We start from the raw sequence: 23,778 nt of genomic DNA on the forward strand, positions 1-23,778 counted from the left end.
CAAATACAACAGCTTGATTACGCTTTAACATAGATGATTGTTAACGTAATGAAACAATAAAGTTTCTTTTTTGCGAGCCGCGCCGCACCAAATTAGCGCAGCTTACAGACCGTTGCGCCATGGTGAAGCAGGTGCTGGCTGCTAACGGTGCAATGGCGGACGCTGACGCGCTATTTGCTTACTTTTCAGCGAATTCGCCGTAATGTTTTGCAATAGACATGCCAGCTTATGCGCGCGATAAACTTAAGTCAGAGGACGGCGAGGAGAAGAGCGTAGGGTGAGAAAAAAAACGCTGAATCCGGAGAGATTCAGCGTTAAGGGGATTATCGGCGCTTGCGGCCCAACAGGATAGCAAAGGCACCAAACAGCAGCGTTGCTATCCATACTGGCCAGTTTCCAACGCGGGCATAAGGCGTTAGGCCTCGCGTCGGCGTCACCTGCGTCTCCAGTACGTTAGCGTTAAACTGTGGGATCATCTCTTCTGCGTTACCTGCTGCATCAACAACCGCCGTCACGCCGTTATTGGTATCACGCAGCAGCGGACGACCCAGCTCCAGCGCACGCATACGCGCCATCTGGAAGTGCTGCCATGGGCCAATGGAATGACCAAACCAGGCGTCATTTGAAATGGTCAGCAGAAAATCAGTATCGGGACGGAAGTTATCCCGCAGCTGCTGGCCGAGCACGATTTCGTAACAAATTGCCGCCGTCAGCTTATAGCCCGCCACCTCTAACTGCGGCTGTAGATAGTCGCCACGGCTAAAAGAAGACATCGGCAGGTCAAAGAAAGGTGCCAGCGGACGCAGCAACGTTTCCAGCGGGACGAATTCGCCAAAGGGCACCAGATGATTCTTCTGGTAACGATTGCCGCTGTGGTAATCGTAGGGTTTCTGATTACCCAATACGATAATCGAGTTGTAATCGTGATAGCGATTATTCTCAAGACGGGAATCGACAATCCCAGTAATCAGGCCGCTGCCCTGTGAACGAAGTTCTTCGTCTATTTCATGTAGAAAAGGCTGCTGATTCGTTTCGAGATCGGGAATTGCTGATTCAGGCCAGATAATTAGCGGCGCTTTACCCACGTAAGGACGGCTAAGCGACGTATAGGTTCTGAGTGTGTTAATCAGCTGGTTTGGATCCCATTTCAGCGACTGCGGGATGTTTCCCTGTACCAGCGCAACGTTTACTGCCCGTTCCGGCATCTCCTGATACCAGCTAATCTGGCGCAGTGGCCAGGGAAGAAGCAGCAGAGCCAGGGCAGCGACGGCGGTAATCCAGTTGCGTTTCACTGCGGCATAAACGGCCAGCCCCGCCACGATGGTCAGCACGAACGTAATGCCTTCCACGCCGGTCAGAGGGCCAAGCCCCTTCAGCGGACCATCAATCTGGCTGTAGCCAAACTGTAGCCACGGGAAACCTGTCAGTATCCAGCCCCGAAGGAATTCGGTAATTTGCCACAGTACGGGCGCAGCGAGCGTCAGGCGTAACAGGGTAGTTTTGGGGAAAAGGCGATTAAGCAGTGCAGCAAACAACATCGTGTAAAGCGAGAGATAAGCTGCCAGCAAAATAACCAGAAACACATTGACCGGGCCAGGCATGCCGCCAAACGTGGCAATACTGACGTAGACCCAGTTAACGCCGGTGCCAAACAGGCCAAAGCCCCAGACAAAGCCGATGGCGGTCGCCTGGCGAGTTGAACGGTCAAGCGTTAAGCCCAGCAGGCCCGCCAAAGAAATTAGGGCGGCAGGCCAAAAATCATAGGGCGAAAACGCCAGGGTGCCAGCGGCACCCGTCAGCAGCGCTAAAAGCAGGCGGACCCGCTGGCGCTGGTATAAAGAGGCAATAGCCATAAGGGAATTATTCTTCCAGTATCGGTTGCGGCGAATTTTCCGGAATTCTGACGTGGACCTGAATGATACGACGGCTATCGGCCATAGCGACCTTGAACTGGTAGCCTTCGATTTCAATGCTTTCTCCGCGCGCAGGGAGATGACCAAACGCCTGCATGACCAGACCGCCGATCGTATCCACTTCTTCATCGCTAAAGTGCGTTTCAAACACGTCGTTGAAGTCTTCAATTGGCGTTAATGCGCGGATCGTGTAGGTATGACGGCTCAGCTGACGGATATCGCGATCTTCTTCATCGTCATATTCGTCTTCAATTTCACCAACAATCAGTTCCAGAATATCTTCGATAGTCACCAGTCCGGAAACACCGCCGAACTCATCAATCACAATCGCCATATGATAACGCTGTGAACGGAACTCTTTCAGCATGCGGTCAACGCGCTTGCTTTCCGGCACGACAACCGCCGTACGCAGCACTTTTTCCATGCTAAACGGTTCAGATTCGCTGCTCATAAACGGCAGCAAATCTTTCGCCATTAGAATGCCTTCAACATGATCTTTATCTTCGCTGATTACCGGGAAACGGGAATGGGCAGATTCGATGATAACGTCCAGACACTCGTCGAGCGTCTGGTTACGCTTTAGCGTCACCATTTGCGAGCGAGGGATCATGATATCGCGCACGCGCTGCTCGGCAATATCCATGACGCCTTCCAGCATGTCGCGGGTATCCTGATCGATTAGCTCGTTCTGCTCTGAATCGCGGATGAGCTCCAGCAGGTCGTCGCGGTTTTTAGGCTCACCGTGAAACAGCTGGTTGAGGATAAGGGTGAAAAATCCCTTTTTACTACTGGGACTGTCATTGTTCTGTGAATGGTCATCGCTCATGGCGTTTTTGTTTCTGTCACTCATGTTGTGAGAAGGGGTATCCCTTCCGACGGATTGCCGAAAGGGACGGTGTTTACGGGAAATCTTTTTCCGAAATGTACGGGTCGTTATACCCAAGAGCAAGCATTATCTCGGTTTCGATGGACTCCATCTCTTCCGCTTCGTCATCTTCGATATGGTCATAGCCCAATAAATGCAGGCTGCCATGCACGACCATATGAGCCCAATGCGCCAGCAGAGGCTTTTCCTGTTCGATCGCCTCCTGCTCCACGACCTGCCGACAGATAATCAGGTCGCCCAACAGAGGAAGCTCAATGCCGGGCGGAGCTTCGAACGGGAAAGAGAGCACGTTTGTCGGCTTATCCTTACCGCGATAAGTGTGGTTCAGTTCATGACTTTCGGCTTCATCAACCACACGAATGGTCACTTCACTTTCTTCCTGAAACTGCGGTAATACTGCTTCCAGCCAGCGACGGAAATCAGCTTCTGCTGGCAGGCCGTCCGGCTTTTCGCAGGCTAACTGTAAATCAAGAATTACGGTACTCATTTATGCTCCTGCGCGGCCTGCTGTAGAGCAAGGGACTCACGCTTACGTTCTTCTGCCTGAGCGTCACGACGTTTTTGATCGGCAGCTTCCCAGGCTTCATAGGCAATAACGACGCGTGCAACTACCGGGTGACGCACAACATCCTCACTGTGGAAAAAGTTAAAGCTGATTTCCTCGACTTCGGATAACACTTCTATGGCATGACGAAGGCCGGATTTTAAATTACGCGGCAGGTCAATCTGCGTCACGTCGCCGGTGATAACCGCTTTTGAGTTGAAGCCGATACGGGTCAGAAACATCTTCATCTGTTCGATGGTGGTGTTCTGACTTTCATCAAGAATGATGAAGGCATCATTTAGCGTACGGCCACGCATATAGGCCAGCGGCGCAACCTCAATCACATTGCGTTCAATCAGTTTTTCCACGCGTTCAAAACCTAACATTTCAAACAGCGCGTCATATAACGGGCGTAAATAGGGATCGACTTTCTGGCTGAGATCGCCTGGCAGGAAGCCCAGCTTTTCACCTGCTTCTACTGCCGGACGGGTCAGTAAAATGCGCCGTACTTCCTGACGCTCCAGCGCATCGACCGCAGCTGCTACCGCCAGGTAGGTCTTACCCGTACCTGCGGGGCCGATCCCGAAGGTAATATCATGGTCAAGTATGTTAGCAACATACTGAGCCTGGTTCGGCGTGCGCGGTTTGATAACGCCGCGTTTGGTTTTGATATTCACGGCCTTGCCATATTCCGGCACGCTGTCAGCGGTTTGCTCCAGAACCCGGCTCTCTTTAATCGCCAGATGAATCTGTTCAGGATCGATATCCGGAATATGTCCGCGGACAGGGGCTGTATCAACATATAAATCACGCAGGATGCGTACGGCAGCATCGACAGTCAGCGCTTTACCGACCAGCTTGAAAGCGTTGTCGCGACGATTGATTTCAATGCCCAACCGGCGCTCCAGCTGCTTAATATTATCGTCAAATGGTCCGCACAGGCTCAGCAGGCGATGATTATCAGCAGGTTCTAAGATGATTTCGCGTGTTTCAATATTCAAACTAATCCTTTGGGTCGCTCAGGGCCAGGTTGAGGATGGCATTTGTATGGGCTTTGCAAAAGGCGTAGCCATAACGGAATTATTTATGGCAGTGCACCAATGCGCAAGCATCAGAAATGATATTTGGGCGAGGTCTGCACAAAGCAAGTGTCGGACGATGATTTGCAGCGGCATACCTGCGAGGCATGCCGCAATTTTTCGGGGAATCAAGGCTGGAAGAGACCTACACCCAGTTCGTTTTCTTTACGCGTACGCGCAATAACCGAAGCGGGGGTTTCGATGGTGCGCAGCCCCATCTGTTCTTCTGTGCGGACAATTTTTCCACGCAGGGAGTTGGTGTAAACGTCGACGATTTCAACATCAACGAACTTGCCAATCATTTCCGGCGTTCCCTCGAAGTTCACCACACGGTTGTTTTCAGTACGGCCAGAGAGCTCCATAACGTTTTTACGCGAGGTCCCTTCCACCAGAATACGCTGCACGGTGCCCAGCATGCGGCGGCTCCATGCCATCGCCTGCTGATTGATGCGATCCTGAAGGATCCACAGGCGCTGCTTCTTCTCTTCTTCAGGCACGTCATCAGGCAGATCGGCGGCTGGCGTGCCGGGACGAGCCGAATAAATAAAGCTAAAGCTGGTGTCGAAATTGATTTCGCCAATCAGCTTCATCGTCTGCTCGAAGTCCTGCTGCGTTTCGCCTGGGAAACCGATAATGAAGTCAGAGCTGATTTGAATATCAGGCCGGGCGGCAATCAGCTTGCGAATGATTGCTTTGTATTCCAGCGCAGTATGGGCACGCTTCATCATCGTCAGAACACGATCTGCACCGCTTTGCACCGGCAGATGCAGGAAGCTGACCAGCTCTGGCGTATCACGGTAAACATCAATGATATCGTCGGTAAACTCAATCGGATGGCTGGTGGTAAAGCGAATGCGGTCAATACCGTCAATGGCGGCAACCAGACGAAGCAGTTCAGCAAAGGTACAAATTTCCCCGTCAAAGCTTTCTCCGCGATAGGCATTAACGTTTTGTCCCAGCAGATTTACTTCACGCACGCCCTGTGCTGCAAGCTGGGCAATCTCAAACAGAATATCATCGCAAGGACGGCTGACTTCTTCACCCCGCGTATAAGGAACCACGCAGAAAGTACAATATTTGTTGCAGCCTTCCATAATGGAGACGAAAGCGGAAGGGCCATCGGCTCGCGGTTCTGGCAGACGGTCAAATTTCTCGATTTCCGGGAAGCTGATATCAACGATTGGGCTTTTGGTACCACGGACGCTATTGATCATCTCTGGCAGGCGGTGCAGCGTCTGCGGACCAAACACGATATCAACATAATGCGCACGCTGCCGAATATGTTCGCCTTCCTGCGAGGCAACGCAGCCGCCAACGCCGATAATAACGTCAGGCCGGGTGTCTTTAAACGTTTTCCAGCGCCCAAGCTGATGGAAAACTTTTTCCTGCGCCTTTTCACGAATTGAACAGGTGTTGAGCAGCAGTACGTCGGCTTCTTCCGCCACGTCAGTCAGGGTAAACCCATGGGTGCTGTTTAACAGGTCAGACATTTTGGATGAGTCATACTCATTCATCTGACAGCCCCAGGTTTTGATATAGAGTTTTTTTGTCATCTGGTTGCCATTCGTCATGCAGAAAGAAATGCAGGGCGCGTAGTGTAAAGTTTCGCTGCTGTTGTGACCAGTGCGCAGACTTTTCTGTTCGCAACAGCCTGTCAGCCCTCAAAAATCCGGTACACTTAGGGTAACAGAATTAGCCTTGATGTGTGTAGGTCTAAGCCGCACGAATGTCCAATGGACAGGAAACAAAATGACAGAAAAAACGCAAAAATGGGATGTTGTTATCGTAGGCGGCGGAATGGTGGGAGCCGCGCTGGCCAGTGGGTTGGCGGCTTATGGGTTCCGCGTTGCCGTGCTGGAACAGCAGGAACCGGCGGCATTCGATATCAACAGTACGCCGGATGTGAGGATCTCTGCGCTTGGCGCGGCTTCCGTCGATCTTCTGCGCCAGCTGGGCGTCTGGTCTCGTGTACAGGCAATGCGCAGCGCGCCTTACCGCAAGCTGGAAACCTGGGAGTGGCATACTGCACAGGTGAATTTTGATGCCGAATCACTGGGATTGCCTGAGCTGGGCTACATGGTTGAAAACAGCGTGCTGCAACTGGCTCTTTGGCAGCAACTCCAGCAGCAGGAAGTGACGTTGATCTCACCGGCGCGGCTGAAGGACCTGCAACCTTGCAACGGTGGCTGGCAACTTTCTCTTGAAAGCGGAGAAAATCTGCACGCGCGCCTGGTTGTTGGCGCTGATGGTGCCAGCTCGCAGGTGCGGCAGCTGGCGGGTATCGGGATTCATGGCTGGAATTATGCGCAATCCTGTATGCTTATCAGCGTTCGCTGTGAACAGGATGCAGGCGACTGTACCTGGCAACAGTTTACGCCTGAAGGGCCAAGAGCCTTCCTGCCGTTGTTTGATGGCTGGGCTTCGCTGGTGTGGTATGACAGTCCTGCCCGAATCCGCCAGCTCCAGACGATGGCGATGCCTCAGTTATCTGCGGAAATTAAAAAGCATTTTCCGGCACGATTGGGAAGAGTTACGCCCGTTACCGCCGGATCCTTCCCCCTGGTTCGGCGTCACGCTAGCCGCTACGTTCTTCCCGGTCTGGCTCTGGTGGGTGATGCGGCGCATACCATCAATCCTTTAGCGGGGCAGGGCGTTAACCTGGGCTATCGTGATGTGGATGCGCTAATCGATACGCTTACTGCCTCGCGCGATCGGGCTGAAGATTGGGCGGCGGAGAATGTCTTGTTACGCTACCAGCGCCAGCGGCTGAAAGATAATATGTTAATGCAGGGAGGGATGGATCTGTTTTATTTTGCGTTCAGTACGCCTGCCGCGCCTTTACGTATTTTGCGCAATCTGGGCCTGATGGCTGCGGAACGTTCCGGCGTGTTAAAACGTCAGGCGTTGCGTTATGCGCTTGGACTGTAAAAACGCTGAAATAAAACGGCCAGGATCCGGCGGCATGGAGGCCGCTACCGGAAAGTCTGACACCGGGCAAAGGTTAAAAGTCAGCCCGCCAGACGTATTCAGCCAGCAACAGACGTAAAAAAGCCCGCAAAAGCGGGCTTCTTTACTTATTGGCTGGGGTGCAGGGATTCGAACCCCGGAATGCTGGTATCAGAAACCAGTGCCTTACCGCTTGGCGACACCCCAATTTCTTGGGTGCGATCCGCGTTAACAGATCGTCTTTTTTATGGCTGGGGTGCAGGGATTCGAACCCCGGAATGCTGGTATCAGAAACCAGTGCCTTACCGCTTGGCGACACCCCAATAAAATTGGTGGCTACTACGGGAATCGAACCTGTGACCCCAGCATTATGAGTGCTGTGCTCTAACCAGCTGAGCTAAGTAGCCTAATTTTACTGCGTTACAACTATAGTACATCTGATGTGGCTGGGATACCTGGATTCGAACCAGGGAATGCCGGTATCAAAAACCGGTGCCTTACCGCTTGGCGATATCCCAATGTCCGCTTACAAGCACAACCCATCAGAAAAACTGGCTGGGGTACCTGGATTCGAACCAGGGAATGCCGGTATCAAAAACCGGTGCCTTACCGCTTGGCGATACCCCAACACATGCAATACCGCTGTCAGAAATGGTGCGGGAGGCGAGACTTGAACTCGCACACCTTGCGGCGCCAGAACCTAAATCTGGTGCGTCTACCAATTTCGCCACTCCCGCGCTAAAAAAAGATGGTGGCTACTACGGGAATCGAACCTGTGACCCCAGCATTATGAGTGCTGTGCTCTAACCAGCTGAGCTAAGTAGCCTTCTTTTTTCGCGTTACCTTCATCGGCGTTGCGGGGCGCATTATGCTAAGTTGGCCTGAAAGCGTCAACAAGTTTTTTCCCGTTTTTTATCTTAAATGATTCGTTTGTCTGGCTTATAACCAGTATGGCGACTAAATCAACAAAACCCGCTAAAAAAACGGCTCTTTTAAAACAATAACGGGCCGCTGACGGCCCGATGATGTTGAAAAAGACAGATTATTTATAAGCGGACTGGTGAACGCCTACGGCACGGCCTGAAGGGTCGTCCATGGTTTTGAACGCTTCGTCCCATTCAATGGCTTTAGCGGATGAGCAGGCCACGGATGGGCCACCCGGCACGCATTCTGCTGCGCTTGGAACCGGGAACAGCTCTTCAAAGATCTCACGATACAAATAGCCTTCTTTTGAGCCAGGCGTGTTGTATGGGAAACGGAAATGAGCCGTTTCCAGCTGCCGATCGCTAATTTGCTTTGCAGCCACTTCTTTTAGCGTATCAATCCAGCTGTAGCCCACGCCGTCGGAGAACTGCTCTTTCTGACGCCATGCAACGCTTTCTGGCAGGTAAGAAGAGAAACATTCACGCAGGATATGTTTTTCCATTTTGCCGTTAGCGCCACACATTTTATCGGCCGGGTTAATGCGCATTGCCACATCAAGGAATTTTTTATCCAGGAAGGGCACACGCGCTTCCACACCCCATGCAGACATCGCTTTGTTAGCACGAGCGCAGTCAAACATATGCAGAGCCAGCAGCTTACGCACGTTTTCTTCATGGAATTCTTTCGCGTTTGGCGCCTTATGGAAATAAAGATAGCCGCCAAAGACTTCATCTGCGCCTTCGCCCGACAGCACCATCTTGATGCCCATCGCTTTGATCTTACGTGACATCAGGTACATGGGTGTTGAAGCGCGAATGGTTGTCACATCATAAGTTTCAATGTGATAAATCACGTCGCGAATGGCATCCAGGCCTTCCTGCACGGTGAAATGAATTTCGTGGTGCACGGTGCCAAGATGCTCGGCAACAGATTTTGCTGCCTTCAGATCGGGAGAGCCTTCCAGACCGACGGCAAAAGAGTGCAGCTGTGGCCACCAGGCATCGCTCTTGTCCTGATCTTCAACACGTCTTGCTGCAAACTTTTTCGTTATCGCAGAGATAACAGACGAGTCCAGACCGCCTGAGAGCAGTACGCCATAGGGCACATCGGACATCAGGTGGCTTTTAACCGATTCCTCCAGCGCTTCTTTCAGCGCCGCCGCATCGGTCTTGTTGTGCTCAACCGCTTCATAGCTGAACCAGTCACGCTGCCAGTAACGGCGAATCTCGCCGTCGGTGCTGGACAGGTAGCTTCCTGGCGGGAATTCTTGAATTGATTTACACACCGGCACCAGGGCTTTCATTTCGGAAGCGACAAACAGGTTGCCGTGCTCATCGTTGCCCATATACAGCGGAATAATACCGATATGGTCACGACCAATCAGATACGTTTTCTTTTCTGTGTCGTACAGAATGAAAGCGAACATGCCCTGCAGGTCATCCAGGAAGTCCACGCCTTTTTCCTGATAAAGCGCCAGAATCACTTCACAGTCAGATTCGGTCTGGAACGTATAACGATCGCTCAGTTCTGCACGCAGCGCCTGATGGTTGTAGATTTCACCGTTCACTGCCAGCACGTGGGTATGCGCGGCGTTATAAAGAGGCTGTGCGCCGTTGTTAACATCGACAATAGACAGGCGCTCGTGCGCCAGAATAGCGTGGTCATCCGCATAGACGCCGGACCAGTCCGGACCACGGTGACGCATCAGACAGGAAAGCTTCAGGGCTTCCTTACGTAGCTCAGCAGCATCGCTTTTCAAATCTAAAACGCCAAAAATAGAACACATAGCCTTACTCCCTAACGACATCCCGCAACGGTGATGGTGATGATAACGAATCATGAACGGCGATTTGTTCGCCCGATAGATAAGAAAATGCGCTATATCGCTATCCTGATGCAAGCGTTTTAGCCTTTCTTTGGAAAAAAGGCTGTTGCCCAGGTGATATTTTTAGTGATTATTCAATGGAAGGGGTTTTTTATTATCGAATCGATAAATTTATTGCAAATCAGGTTAATAATTAATCAGCTTGTTAAGGTAAAAAAACCCGACGCAGTGGCCGGGCGGGAATTTACAGGATATCGATATCCGCAACGGACGGGAAAACCCAGCTGGGCCGGAACGGCATCGCATCAATGTCGCTTAATGTTGAAACGCCAGACAGCACCAAAATCGTTTCCAATCCGGCCTGGAAACCAGCCAGAATATCGGTACGCAGATTATCGCCAACAATAACGGTCTCTTCCGAGTGAGCCTGCATCTTGTTCAGTGCCGCCCGCATAATCCACGGGCTGGGTTTACCAACATAGAAAGGCGTACGGCCTGAAATTCTTTCAATACCCGCACACAGCGCGCCGCAGGCAGGCACAAAGCCGCGAGCGTGGGTGTCCGGGTTTGTTGCAATAAACCGCGCGCCGTTGGCAACAAACCAGGCCGCTTTTTGCATCATATCCCAGTTAAACGAGCGGGTTTCACCAACGATAACGAAATCCGGGTTGATATCGGTAATGGTGAAACCGGCTTTATAAAGTTCATGAATAAGCGCGCCTTCGCCAACCACATAGGCTTTTTTTCCTTCCTGACGGCGCAGGAAATCGGCGGTTGCCATCGCTGACGTATAAAAGACGCTTTCGGGCAGTTCGATACCGGCAGAAGAGAAGCGGTTAGCGAGGTCAAGGGCAGTCTGAGAAGGATAATTGGTCAGCACGACCAGCGGCATACCTTTATCCAGAATACGCTGCAAAAACTCATTCGCCCCAGGCACTGCGGTGTTGTCATGCATCAGCACGCCATCAATATCGCAGATCACGTTTTTTATCGTCATCTTTTCGCTGTCATTCAGAGTCAGAGTGCTCATTAACTTTCCAGTAAATGTTGTAATAGGATGCCGTTCAGCATAGCGCGCTTCGCCAGCGCAAAAGCGCCAATCGCTGAACGATGATCGATTTCAGAACGCACCACCGGCAGATTCTTTCGGAAGGCTTTTAGCACCTGAGTATTGATGCAGCCTTGAATCGCCGGTAGCAGAATTTTATCTGCTTCCGTTATCTCACCGGCAACAACCACCTTTTGTGGATTGAATAAGTTGATAGCGATAGCGATTGCTTTTCCAAGATGACGGCCGACATATTCAATAACTTCAGCTGCCAGCGCATCGCCCCGGTTAGCGGCCTTACAAATCTTCGCGATCTGGCAGTCATCCATACTCAGTATGCTGGGATAGCCGCGAGTCAATAACTGACGGACGCGGTTTTCGATAGCACCGTTGGCGGCAATCGTTTCCAGGCAGCCGAAATTGCCACAGTGGCAACGCTCGCCGAGCGGATCAACCTGAATATGACCCAGTTCGCCAACATTCCCATTGCTGCCAAGAAAAATATGGCCGTTTGCGATGATCCCGGCACCGGTTCCGCGATGAACTCGCACTAAAATAGAGTCCGCACAGTCGCGTGATGCACCGAAGTAGTGCTCCGCAAGCGCCAGGCTACGGATATCGTGTCCCACGAAGCTGGTGACATTAAAGCGCTGTTGCAGATTAGCGACGAGCGGCCAGTGATGCACATGAATATGCGGCATATAACGGATGACGCCATTATCCGGGTCAACCAGGCCGGGTAAGATCACCGAAATGGCAATCAGCTCTCGTATCTTACGCTGGTGCTGCTCAATAAAGCGGGCGATAGCGCTAAACAGCGCATTTTCCAGCGTTTCCTGGGTTCGTTCGGGGAGGGGATAGTCATCCTGCGCCAGTGACTTACCGCTGAGATCAAACAGGGAGAGCGTGGCGTCATTTCGGCCCAGACGAATGCCGATGGTATTAAAGCCCCGCGTTTCGGTGATGATAGAGATAGCGCGGCGGCCTCCGGTGGAGGCCTGCTGATCGACTTCTTTAATCAGCCCGCGTTCAATAAGCTGACGAGTGATTTTTGTGACGCTGGCGGGCGCTAGCTGGCTGAGTTCGGCGATCTTAATGCGCGATATCGGCCCTTGCTGGTCGATAAGCCGATAAACGGCCGCGCTGTTGAGTTGTTTTACAAGATCGACATTTCCTATTTGAGCCTGGCCGCCAGTGGTCATTCAGTTTCTACTCGCTTAAGACTTCGTCACCATTAACGAAAGTCTGGATTATTTGATAGTCACGGGTGAAAACCGTCAGATTCGCTACTTTTCCGGCCGTAACTGAACCTAACTTATCCTCTACACCCATAGCGCGCGCTGGATAAAGCGTTGCCATCCGCAGTGATTCTTCCAGTGAAATACCCGCATGTTCGACGCTGTTCGCCACAGCTTCGATCATCGTTAAGGCAGAACCACTGAGCGTACCCTGTTCGTCAACGCAAAGACCATCCCGATAGTATATTGTTTTTCCTGCAAAAATGAACTGGTCAATGGCTGCACCTGCTGGCGCAGTGGCGTCAGTAACCAGAATTAATTTGTCGCCTTTCAGGCGTTTTGCATTACGAATATTAACGTAGTTGACGTGTAAACCATCAGCGATAATGCCGCACCAGACGTCAGGTGAATCGAACAGAGTGCCGATCAAGCCCGGCTCGCGACCCGTAATAGGCGGCATCGCGTTATATAAATGGGTGGCGAAACTGATCCCGGCAGAAATCCCTTCACGCGCTTCGTCGCTGGTGGCGTAGGAATGTCCGGCGGAAATGACAATGCCCGCTTTGCTCAGTCGCGTGATGATCTCACTGTCGACCTGTTCTGGTGCCAGCGTAATCTTTGCAATGACATCGGCGTTTTCACAAAGGAAATCGACCAGCGCGGCATCCGGCTTGCGGATCAACGCGGGATCGTGCGTCCCCTTCTTCAATGGATTAAGCCACGGGCCTTCAAGGTGCAGCCCAAGCGCCTGATTAGCATTTTGCGCAAGATAAGCACGCATCACCTCAACGGCACGTTTGATCAGTTCATCAGTACTGGTAATCAGCGTAGGCAAGAAGCTGGTACAGCCCGACTTCTCATTTGCCCGCTGCATCACGGTCAGGGTTTCAACGCTGATGGCATTGATATCATCATTGAACTGGACGCCGCCGCAGCCGTTTAGCTGCAGGTCAATAAAACCGGGAGCAATTAGCGCGCCATTAACATCACGGGTTTCTGTGCCAGCAGGAAGCGCCTCAAGAGGACAAACTCGCTCAATCATTCCATCAGCAATAACAACAGCATGATTGTCCAGTACTTCGTGGCCGGTATAAATACGACCATGGGTTAAAGCGTACATACATTTTCTCCCGGTGTTATCAGGCATCACGCCCGATAACGGTGTGTCGATGATTTACAGATTTTTGACGTTTTCCGCTTCCATTTCGCGGAAGTATTTAACCGTTTTAACTTTCAGCTCCATCGTGGCGGGTTCGTCACACACCACAACCGCTTTGGCATGCAATTGCAGGCAACTAATGGTCCACATATGGTTCACATTGCCTTCTACCGCAGCCTGAAGCGCCTGAGCTTTTACATGACCCGTCACCAAAATCATCACTTCTTCAGCATCCAGCAGGGTGCCAACACCCACGGTTAACGCGTATTTTGGAACCTGATCAACATCGCCATCGAAGAAGCGAGAATTAGCAAGGCGCGTATCCTGAGTCAGGGTTTTAATACGGGTGCGTGAAGCCAGCGATGAAGCCGGTTCGTTGAAGGCGATATGACCGTCGTTGCCTACGCCGCCCATGAACAGATGGATTTTGCCGTAAGCGCGGATTTTCTCTTCATACTGGCGACATTCTGCGTCAATATCAGGCGCATTGCCATTCAGAAGATTGATATTTTCAGGTGAAATATCAACATGATCGAAAAAATTGCGGTGCATAAAACTGTGGTAGCTTTCTGGATGTTCTTTTGGCAAACCGACGTATTCATCCATGTTGAAAGTCACAACGTGTTTAAAGCTAACCTGGCCCGCTTTATGCATGTCAACCAGATGGCGGTAGGCTTCCAGCGGCGTGCCGCCGGTAGGCAGTCCAAGCACAAAAGGGCGTTCAGCAGTCGGCTGGAAGGCGTTAATGCGATTTACGATATGACGTGCTGCCCATTTTCCGACCTGGGCTGGCGTTGCCAGAGGGATCAGTCTCATGTATTACCTCATTAAAAACAGATTTTGAAAAGCGTCTGACGGTGCCCTTACTGCTAAGATAAAGCGTATCGCGTCAGGGCTGATATCCGCGAGGGATAAAACCGTAATGATTTTTTAGATCATAAAATAAGTTGCTATGCATGACCAGTGCCAGGCGAATAAAAAAGCGGTTTTAGGTGATAAAAATCACAGAAGTGAGGGTTTTAATTTGCGTAACGAATTAATTTTTCACTACACTCCACCGCATTATTCTGTCGTTATCAATATGACATTTTTACCATGATAAAAACGAAACGGGTTTTGACGCTTCAACGGGGCTCACAGGGGGAAGAGGGAAATGCTTAGTTATTTGCAAAAAGTAGGCAGGGCACTGATGGTGCCGGTAGCGACGCTACCTGCTGCCGCAATCCTGATGGGGATCGGCTACTGGCTGGACCCGGATGCATGGGGTGCAGGCAACGCTTTTGCGGCCTTACTGATCAAGTCCGGTGCCGCAATCATTGAACATATGTCGGTGCTGTTTGCGATCGGCGTGGCTTATGGAATGTCAAAAGACAAAGACGGTGCCGCTGCGTTGACCGGCTTTGTCGGCTTCCTGGTGGTCACGACGCTGTGTTCACCTGCTGCGGTCTCTATGATTCAGAAAATCCCGGTCGATCAGGTGCCTGCGGCTTTCGGTAAAATCGAAAACCAGTTTGTAGGCATCATGGTCGGGATCATTTCTGCCGAAATGTACAACCGCTTCAGCCACGTTGAACTTCCTAAGGCGCTCTCTTTCTTCAGCGGTCGTCGTCTGGTGCCGATTCTGGTCTCCTTCCTGATGATTCTAATCGCCTTTATCCTGATGTACGTCTGGCCGTTAATCTTTGGCGGCCTGGTCAGCTTTGGTGAGCATATTCAGAAGCTCGGCTCCGCGGGCGCGGGTGTTTATGCATTCTTTAACCGTTTGCTGATTCCGGTTGGTCTGCATCATGCGCTGAACTCCGTATTCTGGTTTGACGTCGCGGGTATTAACGATATTCCTAATTTCCTGGGCGGCGCTCAGTCGCTGGAAAGCGGTAAAGCCGTGGTAGGCATTACGGGGCGTTATCAGGCCGGTTTCTTCCCGGTGATGATGTTCGGCTTACCGGGTGCCGCGCTGGCAATTTATCAATGCTCACGTCCGGAAAACCGCGCCAAAGTCGGCGGGATTATGCTGGCCGCTGCGTTTGCCGCTTTCTTTACCGGTATCACCGAGCCGCTGGAATTCTCCTTTATGTTTGTGGCTCCGGTGTTGTATTTCATTCATGCCGTGCTAACGGGTCTCTCTGTTTACATCGCTGCAAGCATGCACTGGATTTCAGGCTTCGGCTTTAGCGCCGGTTTGGTGGATATGGTGCTACAGTCGCGCAATCCACTGGCGACGCACTGGTATATGCTGATCCCGCAGGGCTTAGTGTTCTTTGTTATCTATTACGTGGTATTCCGTTTTACTATCAAAAAATTCAACCTGTTAACGCCTGGCCGCGAGCTGGCTGTTGAAGGCGATGAAACCGATGGTTATGACGTAAATGTTGATAAGACGGGCAATGGAGAATCAGAAACAGAATCGTTAGCTCGCCACTATGTTAGCGCCGCAGGCGGCTCCGACAATCTGACTGCCATTGATGCCTGTATTACGCGTTTACGCCTGAACGTTAAGGACAGTAATGCGGTTAACGAATCACTGGCCAAACGGTTGGGAGCGTCGGGCGTGATTCGTCTTAACAAACAGAGCGTGCAGATTATTGTCGGTACGCGGGCCGAAACCATTGCCTCGGCGATGAAAACCGTGCTGGCGACAGGCCCGGTTAGCGCAGCGAGTGCGCCGGTGTCGGCCGGGGTTGCGGCGGCTCCGGTTGTACCCGCTTTTGTACCAAACAAGGTGACGGGGGTGGTTGCTACGCTGGTCGCGCCAGTTAGCGGCGAAGTGGTTGCGCTGGAACAGGTTCCTGATGAAGCGTTTGCCAGCAAAGCTGTAGGCGATGGACTGGCTATCAAGCCTACCAGCAGCACTGTGGTTTCACCCGCCAGCGGTACCGTAGTGAAAATTTTCAATACTAACCATGCGTTCTGCCTGGAAACCGATAGCGGTATTGAGGTCGTCGTTCATATGGGCCTCGACACCGTGGCGCTGGAAGGGAAGGGCTTTAGTCGCCTGGTTGAAGAGGGCGCACAGGTCACAACCGGACAGCCGGTCCTTGAAATGGATCTGGATTTCCTCAATGCAAATGCGCGTTCAATGATCAGCCCGGTGGTGGTCAGTAACATTGACGACTTCAGCGGAATCAGGCTGCTGGCCGGAACCACGGTGGTTGCCGGAGAAACGCCTGTTTATGAAGTTAAAAACTGAGTCCTGATTTAACGAAATGCCCAGGGCAGGAAGCGATTCCTGCCCTTTTTTTTCCTGTATACTAACAAACGGTTGTTTCCCTTCGTGGCTTTGTGGATCATACTCCGTTATTTCACGCACTAATTTAGCATTCCTGAGGAAATTGAGATGAGTGAGGCTGAAGCCCGCCCAACTAACTTTATTCGTCAGATCATCGACGAAGATCTGGCGACCGGCAAGCACACAAGCGTGCAAACCCGTTTTCCGCCGGAGCCAAACGGCTATCTGCACATTGGCCACGCCAAATCTATCTGCCTTAACTTTGGTATCGCACAAGATTATCAGGGGCAATGCAACCTGCGTTTTGATGATACCAACCCGGTTAAAGAAGATCTGGAATACGTTGAGTCAATCAAACACGATGTGCAATGGCTGGGCTTCGAGTGGAGTGGCGACGTCCGTTACTCATCTGACTACTTTGATCAGCTGCACAATTACGCCGTCGAGTTAATTAACAAAGGCCTGGCCTATGTTGATGAGCTGACGCCGGAGCAAATCCGTGAATATCGCGGCACCCTAACTTCTCCGGGTAAAAACAGTCCTTATCGCGATCGCAGCGTTGAAGAGAACCTGGCGCTGTTTGAAAAAATGCGTAACGGTGAGTTCGCCGAGGGTACTGCCTGCCTGCGTGCCAAAATTGATATGGCTTCCAACTTTATCGTAATGCGCGATCCGGTTCTGTACCGTATCAAGTTTGCTGAACACCATCAGACCGGCAACAAGTGGTGCATCTATCCGATGTATGATTTCACCCACTGCATTTCCGATGCGCTGGAAGGGATTACGCATTCACTTTGTACGCTGGAGTTCCAGGATAACCGCCGTCTGTATGACTGGGTGCTGGACAACATCACGATCCCTGCTCATCCGCGTCAGTACGAATTTTCACGTCTGAATCTCGAATACGCCATCATGTCCAAGCGTAAGCTGAACCTGCTGGTGACGGAAAAAGTGGTTGAAGGCTGGGACGATCCGCGCATGCTAACCGTTTCCGGTTTGCGCCGTCGTGGCTATTCTGCCGCGTCTATCCGCGAGTTTTGTCGCCGTATCGGTGTGACCAAACAGGACAACATTGTTGAAATGGCGTCGCTTGAATCCTGCATCCGTGACGATCTTAACGAAAATGCGCCGCGCGCGATGGCGGTTCTCGATCCGTTGAAGCTGGTCATTGAAAACCTGCCGGCGAATCACGAAGAAATTCTCACCATGCCGAACCATCCGAATAAACCGGAAATGGGAACGCGTGAAGTGCCATTCAGTCGTGAAATTTACATCGATCGTGCTGACTTCCGTGAAGAAGCTAATAAACATTACAAGCGTCTGGTGCTGGGCAAAGAAGTTCGCCTGCGCAACGCCTATGTGATTAAAGCAGAGCGCGTAGCGAAGGACGAAGAAGGCAATATCACCTGCCTGTTCTGCACCTGCGATATTGATACGCTGAGTAAAGATCCGGCTGACGGCCGCAAGGTAAAAGGTGTGATCCACTGGGTTTCTGCTGAACATGCGCTGCCCGTTGAGTTCCGTCTTTACGATCGCCTGTTTAGCGTACCGAATCCGGCTGCGGCAGAAGATTTCCTGACGACCATTAACCCGGAGTCGCTGGTTATCCGTCAGGGCTTTGTCGAGCCTGGTCTGCAACAGGCGCAGCCTTCAAGCCCTTATCAGTTTGAGCGCGAGGGCTATTTCTGTGCTGACAGCCTGTATTCTACCAGCAGCAAGCTGGTGTTTAACCGTACGGTTGGCCTGCGTGATACCTGGACAAAAACCGGCGAGTAAATACTCTTGCTGAGCAGAACAACGCGACCCTCGGGTCGCGTTTTTTTTCACTTCATTTTATTAACTCATCTCTTACAATAAAAATATAACATGTTTTTGGTCATGTTTTTCTCATTAAAATATCACTATTAATTGATAATTCGCGCCGCGAAAAATAGTATGTCGGAAGCTTTCATGATGGGAATTAAAATATTTTTTAGTTAAATATTTTATAAGAAAAAGGATTTTTATATGCAGCATTCTGTTTTTTTTCGAAATTCTTTGGGCATCGCTATCGTTTCAGTCATCGCTTTTAGTGGAACGCTCTATTCCACTCAGGCAGAAGCTGCTGGATTTATTGATGATGGCACAATGAACGCAAATCTTTATTACTGGCAACGTCATCGTGAACGTAAAGAGACGGATCCTGCCAGTAACCATTATGGGCAATATCAACAGAATCTTCATCATTCTACTTTTAATGGCAGTCTCGACTTCTCATCGGGTTATGCAGCAGATGTCATTGGCTTAGATCTGGCAGCATTTGGCGTAATGGAAATGTCAGGGAAGGGGCCAGCGGCGCCTAACGAGATTGCGTTTAGCGATGCCAAAACCCGCTGGGATGAAAAGTGGCGCGGTGATAAAAACGGCGCAACTATTTATAAAGCGGCGGTAAAAGTTAAAATTCAGGATTACTGGTTACGTGCTGGTTATATCCAGCCCGCTGGGCAAACATTACTGGCCCCGCACTGGAGCTTTCTGCCCGGAACTTACCGGGGAATAGAAGCTGGTGCAATATATGATTTCGCGGAAGCGGGCGCGCTGTCTGTTTCCTATATGTGGAGCGATGAATATAAAGCGCCATGGTATCGCAATATGTATCAATTCCGTAAAGCTGACGGAAAAACCGGCATATCTTATCTGCACTCCATTGGCGCTAAATATGATTTTAAAAACAATTTAATTATTGAAGGCGCAATGGGTCAGGCCGCTGACTACATGGATCAATATTTTAGTAAGGTTTCCTGGGCCTTCCCGGTTGCAGGAAACGATCTTCGCGCCAGCTGGCAATTTTACGGCGCACAGGACAAAGAGCATGGCGGGGCGGCTAACCCTAACGACGTGTATAACGGGCTGGCCTGGTTACAGGCACTGACGCTGGGCTATACGGCAGGCCCGCTCGATTTTCGTCTTGAAGGGACGATGGTCAAAGCCAACGGCAATCAGGGGTTTTTTCTGCAACGCATGACGCCCGGTTATGCCAGCTCGAATGGACGGCTTGACGTGTGGTGGGACTCGCGTTCGGATTTCAATGCCAATGGTGAAAAAGCCCTGTTCGCTGGCGTGATGTATGACCTGAAAAACTGGCAGCTGCCGGGCTGGGCGGTTGGAACGTCATATGCCTACGGCTGGGATGCGCGACCCTCAACGAATCCGCTTTATGACCAACACAGCCGGCTGAAAGAGTCTGCCTGGAATCTGGATCTGCTCTATAACGTGCAGCAAGGGCCGATCAAAGGCACCTCATTCAAGCTGCATTATACCCGCTATCAAAATCATTCCGATATCCCAAGCTGGGGCGGCGGCTACGGCAACATTTTCCAGGATGAAAAAGACCTTAAATTCATTGTGATGGCACCTTTCACTATTTTTGAGCCGGGCAGGCCATAAGCGCCGGTGCGGCATGTTGCGCAGAAAATCGAATAAATCTCTTACTCACGGACAAGGAATACGGATGAACAGGTTCAAGGCCAGTCTTGTTGCAGTAGCGTTGATGTCAGTATCAGGAACTCATGCCGCGCTTGCGGACCAGAAAATTGTCGATCGGATTAGTCAATTCGATGTGAAGTATAACGTCACCGATAATCAGGCCGCACTGCACGGGGTGGATTGTGCTGCACTGGGTGCCGACTGGGCCTCCTGTAACCGGGCTACCATTACGTTAACGAATCCAGGTCCGGCGATAAACAGTCGGGACTGGGCAATTTACATGTCTAACGTTCATCAAACGCTGAAGGTGGAAAACGACCAGTTCCGCATGGTGCATATCGTTGGGGACTTAACGCGACTGGAACCTACAGAAAAATTCAAAGGTTTTGCGGCGGGTGAATCGGTGGAAATCCCGATAATTAATGAATACTGGCAGCTGTTTATCACTGACGTGATGCCGCGCTGGTATGTCACGTCGGGGGATGCCAGGCCAAAAGTTATCACCAGCACTGATTCGGAAACACTAACGAATTTTGTCGAGCCTTTCGGCGATCGGTGGAAGCGTATTGCGGATGATAAAAATGTACTGATGGACGCTGCCAGCCGCTTGGAGAAAAACAGTGATGTGATCCCGCTTCCTGCTTCAGCGTTGCGAGGGCAGATTGTACCAACGCCATTACAGGTTAACATTCTGCCTGAGGATGCTGATCTGTCAAAGGGCGTCAGGCTTGATCTGGCTGCGCTTTCTGCTGATAAAGCGCTGGCGGTAAAACAACGTTTTGAGCTACTGGGACTGAAAGAGCAGGAGAAGGGCTATAAAATTTCCACCCGCATTGCGGGGGATACGCTGAGCAAAACGCTGGCGGTTGCGGGTGGTTATCATCTGACCATCGGCAAAGAAAAAGCGGAAGTGGTCGGTTACGATCAGAGCGGCGTGTTTTATGGTTTGCAGTCAATCCTCTCGCTGCTTCCTGCCGACGGCAGTGCGAAAATCGCCACTTTGCAAGCCAGTGACGCCCCACGCTTTGCGTATCGTGGCGTTTTCCTGGATGTGGCTCGTAACTTTCACAGCAAAGCCGCGATAATGCGCATGTTAGACCAGCTGGCGGCCTGGAAAATCAACGTGTTCCATTTCCACCTTAGTGATGATGAAGGCTGGAGAATTGAGATCCCCGGCCTGCCGGAACTGACCGAGGTAGGCAGTAAACGCTGTCACGATCTCAGCGAGCAACGCTGTTTACTGCCGCAGCTGGGTTCAGGGCCGGAAAGTGATAACAACGGTAGCGGCTATTTCAGCCGTCAGGATTATATCGCGATAGTGAAATATGCGGCGGCGCGTGGCATTGAAGTGATCCCGGAAATCGACATGCCTGCGCACGCGCGCGCAGCCGTCATCTCAATGGAGGCACGTTATAACAGGCTAATGGCACAAGGGAAAACCGCTGAAGCCTCCCAGTATCGTCTGGTCGATCCGACCGATAATTCGAATACGACTTCAGTACAGCTCTACGATCGTACCAGCTATCTTAATCCTTGCCTGGCTTCGTCCCTGCGCTTCACCGATAAAGTCATCAGTGAAATCCAGGCGATGCATCGTGAAGCCGGGCAGCCGATCAACACCTGGCACTTTGGCGGTGACGAGGCCAAAAATATTCGTTTCGGCACCGGCTATTCCGATATAAATAAACCTGTTGCGGGAACCGGCCTGCTCGACATGAGTAAAGAGGATAAGCCGTGGGCGAAATCACAGGTCTGTCAGGCCATGATCAAAGATGGCAAAGTCGAGGACATGGAACATTTGCCCAGCTACTTTGCGCGACAGGTCAGTCAGCAGGTGAAACAGCACGGCATTGGCAGAATGCAGGCGTGGCAGGATGGCCTGAAGGATGCCGAAAGTTCTCAGGCCTTTGCCACGGAGCACGTTGCGGTTAACTTCTGGGATACGCTGTACTGGGGCGGCTTTGATTCAGCCAATGACTGGGCGAACAAAGGTTATCAGGTCATTGTCTCTAACCCGGACTATGTCTATATGGATTTTCCGTATGAGGTGAATCCGCTGGAGCGCGGTTACTACTGGGGAACGCGCTTTAGCGATGAGCGTAAAATGTTCAGCTTTGCGCCGAATAACCTGCCACAAAACGCAGAAACCTCCGTAGACCGCGACGGCAAACCTTTTTCCGCGAAATCGGATAAAGCCTGGCCGGGCGCTTATGGCTTATCCGCCCAGCTGTGGAGTGAAACCGTGCGGACCGACGATCAGATGGAATATATGATCTTTCCTCGCGTTGTTTCGGTTGCCGAGCGGGCCTGGCATCGTGCTGCATGGGAGCAGGATTATCAGCCGGGCAGAGAATATATCGGTGGGGAAACAGCGCATGTTGACCACCAGGCGCAGCGAAAAGACTGGCAGCGATTTGCTAATCTGTTGGGGCAGCGTGAGCTGGCAAAACTGGATAAATCAGGTATTCACTACCGTCTGCCGGTGCCGGGCGCACGCATCGTTGCTGGCAAGCTGGAAGCCAACATCGCATTGCCAGGGATTGCTATCGACTACTCGCTTGACGAGGGAAAAAGCTGGCAGCGCTATGACCAGGCCGCGCAACCTGAGGTGAAGGGGAAGGCGATGGTGAGAGCGGTCAGCAGCGACGGCAAGCGCTTTAGCCGGAGTGAAACGCTGACAAACTGATTTACAAAATCTGAACAGCAGACGAAAAAAAACCGGTGAATTTCACCGGTTCTTTACTTGCACAGCTTACTTATCGTGCAGTGATTCGTCTTCGCGGCAGTCGCCGGTTGCGCAGTGACCATACAAATAGAGGCTATGGTTGCTGAGCTTGATGCCGTGACGTTCGGCGATATCACGCTGACGGGTTTCGATTGATTCATCGCTGAACTCGATCACTTTACCGCAGTCCAGGCAGATAAGATGATCGTGATGATGCTGCTGCGTCAGTTCGAAAACAGATTTACCGCCTTCAAAATTATGACGGGTCACGATACCCGCGTCGTCAAACTGGTTCAGAACGCGGTAAACCGTCGCCAGACCAATTTCTTCGCCCATATCGATCAGGCGTTTATATAAATCTTCCGCACTGACGTGATGGCTCTCTGGTTCCTGAAGCACTTCCAGAATTTTCAGTCGGGGAAGCGTGACTTTCAGGCCGGCCTTCTTTAATGCGGTGTTATTGTCAGTCATGCGGATATTGTCCTGTTACTTTGCTAGTCACTAAGTGGCTGAAAAGCCCTGAGCATCGGTCGACGCAAAAGCTGAGCGTCTCATTATAGAACTGATGCTTCGAAATAGAAACCACAGCGGGATTGCGCAACCGTTGAGGGAAGTAAGGATGAAAAGTCGTTACGTCCGGGAAAGCAAGTACCCATTTTCGCTGAGTTAACATTTCGCGCTGCCTCATCGCTGCCGCCGCCAGGGCGTAAGGCATATTGATGAGCTGGGTGACCGATGGCGTTATTCTACAGTTTTGCAGATGAAAGTTACAAATATGTACCTATTACTTCTATAGGAAA

The 23,778-nt window shown here is 51.3% G+C and carries 16 protein-coding genes and 7 tRNA genes; 5 read left to right on the forward strand and 18 right to left on the reverse strand.

What is annotated here, in order from left to right:
• Positions 1–323: 323 nt before the first annotated feature.
• The 5 genes from lnt to miaB form a co-directional block, all read right to left on the reverse strand.
• Positions 324–1,853 carry an apolipoprotein N-acyltransferase gene (gene lnt / locus AAGQ96_RS06005; protein ID WP_342755068.1) on the reverse strand — a complete coding sequence of 510 codons (1,530 nt, stop codon included), beginning with the start codon at positions 1,851–1,853 and terminating at the stop codon, positions 324–326.
• Between the two features lie 7 nt (positions 1,854–1,860).
• Positions 1,861–2,739, reverse strand: coding sequence for a CNNM family magnesium/cobalt transport protein CorC (gene corC / locus AAGQ96_RS06010; protein WP_147196240.1), 879 nt, complete (start codon positions 2,737–2,739; stop codon positions 1,861–1,863).
• 73 nt (positions 2,740–2,812) lie between these two features.
• Positions 2,813–3,286 carry an rRNA maturation RNase YbeY gene (gene ybeY, locus AAGQ96_RS06015; protein ID WP_147196242.1) on the reverse strand — a complete coding sequence of 158 codons (474 nt, stop codon included), beginning with the start codon at positions 3,284–3,286 and terminating at the stop codon, positions 2,813–2,815.
• Positions 3,283–4,344, reverse strand: a complete 1,062-nt coding sequence (locus AAGQ96_RS06020; RefSeq protein ID WP_147196244.1) for a PhoH family protein — start codon at positions 4,342–4,344, stop codon at positions 3,283–3,285. Before AAGQ96_RS06020 ends, ybeY begins: the two co-directional genes overlap by 4 nt.
• Before the next feature lie 206 nt (positions 4,345–4,550).
• Positions 4,551–5,975, reverse strand: coding sequence for a tRNA (N6-isopentenyl adenosine(37)-C2)-methylthiotransferase MiaB (gene miaB, locus AAGQ96_RS06025; protein ID WP_147196246.1), 1,425 nt, complete (start codon positions 5,973–5,975; stop codon positions 4,551–4,553).
• A gap of 196 nt (positions 5,976–6,171) precedes the next feature.
• On the opposite strand from miaB, the gene ubiF reads away from it, so the two are divergent.
• On the forward strand, positions 6,172–7,350 hold the full coding sequence (gene ubiF, locus AAGQ96_RS06030) for a 3-demethoxyubiquinol 3-hydroxylase (RefSeq protein ID WP_342755069.1): 1,179 nt from the start codon (positions 6,172–6,174) through the stop codon (positions 7,348–7,350).
• Between the two features lie 150 nt (positions 7,351–7,500).
• Here the strand turns inward: ubiF and AAGQ96_RS06035 are convergent.
• The 12 genes from AAGQ96_RS06035 to nagB all read right to left on the reverse strand — a co-directional run bounded on the left by AAGQ96_RS06035 (position 7,501) and on the right by nagB (position 14,378).
• Positions 7,501–7,575 (reverse strand) — tRNA-Gln (locus tag AAGQ96_RS06035).
• Between the two features lie 41 nt (positions 7,576–7,616).
• Positions 7,617–7,691 (reverse strand) — tRNA-Gln (locus tag AAGQ96_RS06040).
• 7 nt (positions 7,692–7,698) lie between these two features.
• A tRNA-Met gene (locus AAGQ96_RS06045) sits at positions 7,699–7,775 on the reverse strand.
• Positions 7,776–7,811: 36 nt separating this feature from the next.
• Positions 7,812–7,886: transfer RNA gene (locus tag AAGQ96_RS06050), tRNA-Gln, on the reverse strand.
• A gap of 34 nt (positions 7,887–7,920) precedes the next feature.
• A tRNA-Gln gene (locus tag AAGQ96_RS06055) sits at positions 7,921–7,995 on the reverse strand.
• Between the two features lie 25 nt (positions 7,996–8,020).
• Positions 8,021–8,105, reverse strand: a tRNA-Leu gene (locus tag AAGQ96_RS06060).
• Positions 8,106–8,117: 12 nt separating this feature from the next.
• Positions 8,118–8,194: transfer RNA gene (locus AAGQ96_RS06065), tRNA-Met, on the reverse strand.
• 216 nt (positions 8,195–8,410) lie between these two features.
• Positions 8,411–10,078, reverse strand: coding sequence for an asparagine synthase B (gene asnB / locus AAGQ96_RS06070; RefSeq protein ID WP_342755070.1), 1,668 nt, complete (start codon positions 10,076–10,078; stop codon positions 8,411–8,413).
• A gap of 283 nt (positions 10,079–10,361) precedes the next feature.
• Positions 10,362–11,114: an HAD-IIA family hydrolase gene (locus tag AAGQ96_RS06075; protein WP_147200552.1), complete on the reverse strand. Its 753-nt coding sequence runs from the start codon at positions 11,112–11,114 to the stop codon at positions 10,362–10,364.
• A 32-nt stretch (positions 11,115–11,146) separates the two neighbouring features.
• Entirely contained in the window at positions 11,147–12,367 is a 1,221-nt protein-coding gene (locus AAGQ96_RS06080) for an N-acetylglucosamine repressor (protein WP_147196252.1), read from the reverse strand.
• A gap of 7 nt (positions 12,368–12,374) precedes the next feature.
• Entirely contained in the window at positions 12,375–13,523 is a 1,149-nt protein-coding gene (gene nagA, locus AAGQ96_RS06085) for an N-acetylglucosamine-6-phosphate deacetylase (RefSeq protein WP_147196254.1), read from the reverse strand.
• A 54-nt stretch (positions 13,524–13,577) separates the two neighbouring features.
• A complete protein-coding gene (nagB, locus tag AAGQ96_RS06090; RefSeq protein ID WP_147196256.1) occupies positions 13,578–14,378 on the reverse strand; it encodes a glucosamine-6-phosphate deaminase in 801 nt (266 codons plus the stop codon).
• Positions 14,379–14,715: 337 nt separating this feature from the next.
• Here nagB and nagE point away from each other — a divergent pair, with 337 nt between their 5' ends.
• From nagE to AAGQ96_RS06110, 4 genes are all read left to right on the forward strand, one after another.
• Positions 14,716–16,749: an N-acetylglucosamine-specific PTS transporter subunit IIBC gene (gene nagE / locus AAGQ96_RS06095; protein WP_342755071.1), complete on the forward strand. Its 2,034-nt coding sequence runs from the start codon at positions 14,716–14,718 to the stop codon at positions 16,747–16,749.
• A 147-nt stretch (positions 16,750–16,896) separates the two neighbouring features.
• Positions 16,897–18,564 (forward strand): glutamine--tRNA ligase, encoded by a 1,668-nt coding sequence (gene glnS, locus AAGQ96_RS06100; protein ID WP_147196260.1) that lies wholly within the window; start codon positions 16,897–16,899, stop codon positions 18,562–18,564.
• Between the two features lie 231 nt (positions 18,565–18,795).
• A complete protein-coding gene (locus AAGQ96_RS06105; RefSeq protein ID WP_342755072.1) occupies positions 18,796–20,214 on the forward strand; it encodes an OprD family outer membrane porin in 1,419 nt (472 codons plus the stop codon).
• A gap of 64 nt (positions 20,215–20,278) precedes the next feature.
• Positions 20,279–22,939 (forward strand): beta-N-acetylhexosaminidase, encoded by a 2,661-nt coding sequence (locus AAGQ96_RS06110; protein WP_342755073.1) that lies wholly within the window; start codon positions 20,279–20,281, stop codon positions 22,937–22,939.
• Between the two features lie 66 nt (positions 22,940–23,005).
• Here AAGQ96_RS06110 and fur read toward each other — a convergent pair whose 3' ends face one another.
• Entirely contained in the window at positions 23,006–23,449 is a 444-nt protein-coding gene (fur, locus tag AAGQ96_RS06115) for a ferric iron uptake transcriptional regulator (RefSeq protein WP_147196266.1), read from the reverse strand.
• Between the last annotated feature and the right edge of the window lie 329 nt (positions 23,450–23,778).

The sequence above is a fragment of the Pantoea sp. MBD-2R genome, from assembly GCF_039134845.1.
GTDB lineage: Bacteria > Pseudomonadota > Gammaproteobacteria > Enterobacterales > Enterobacteriaceae > Erwinia.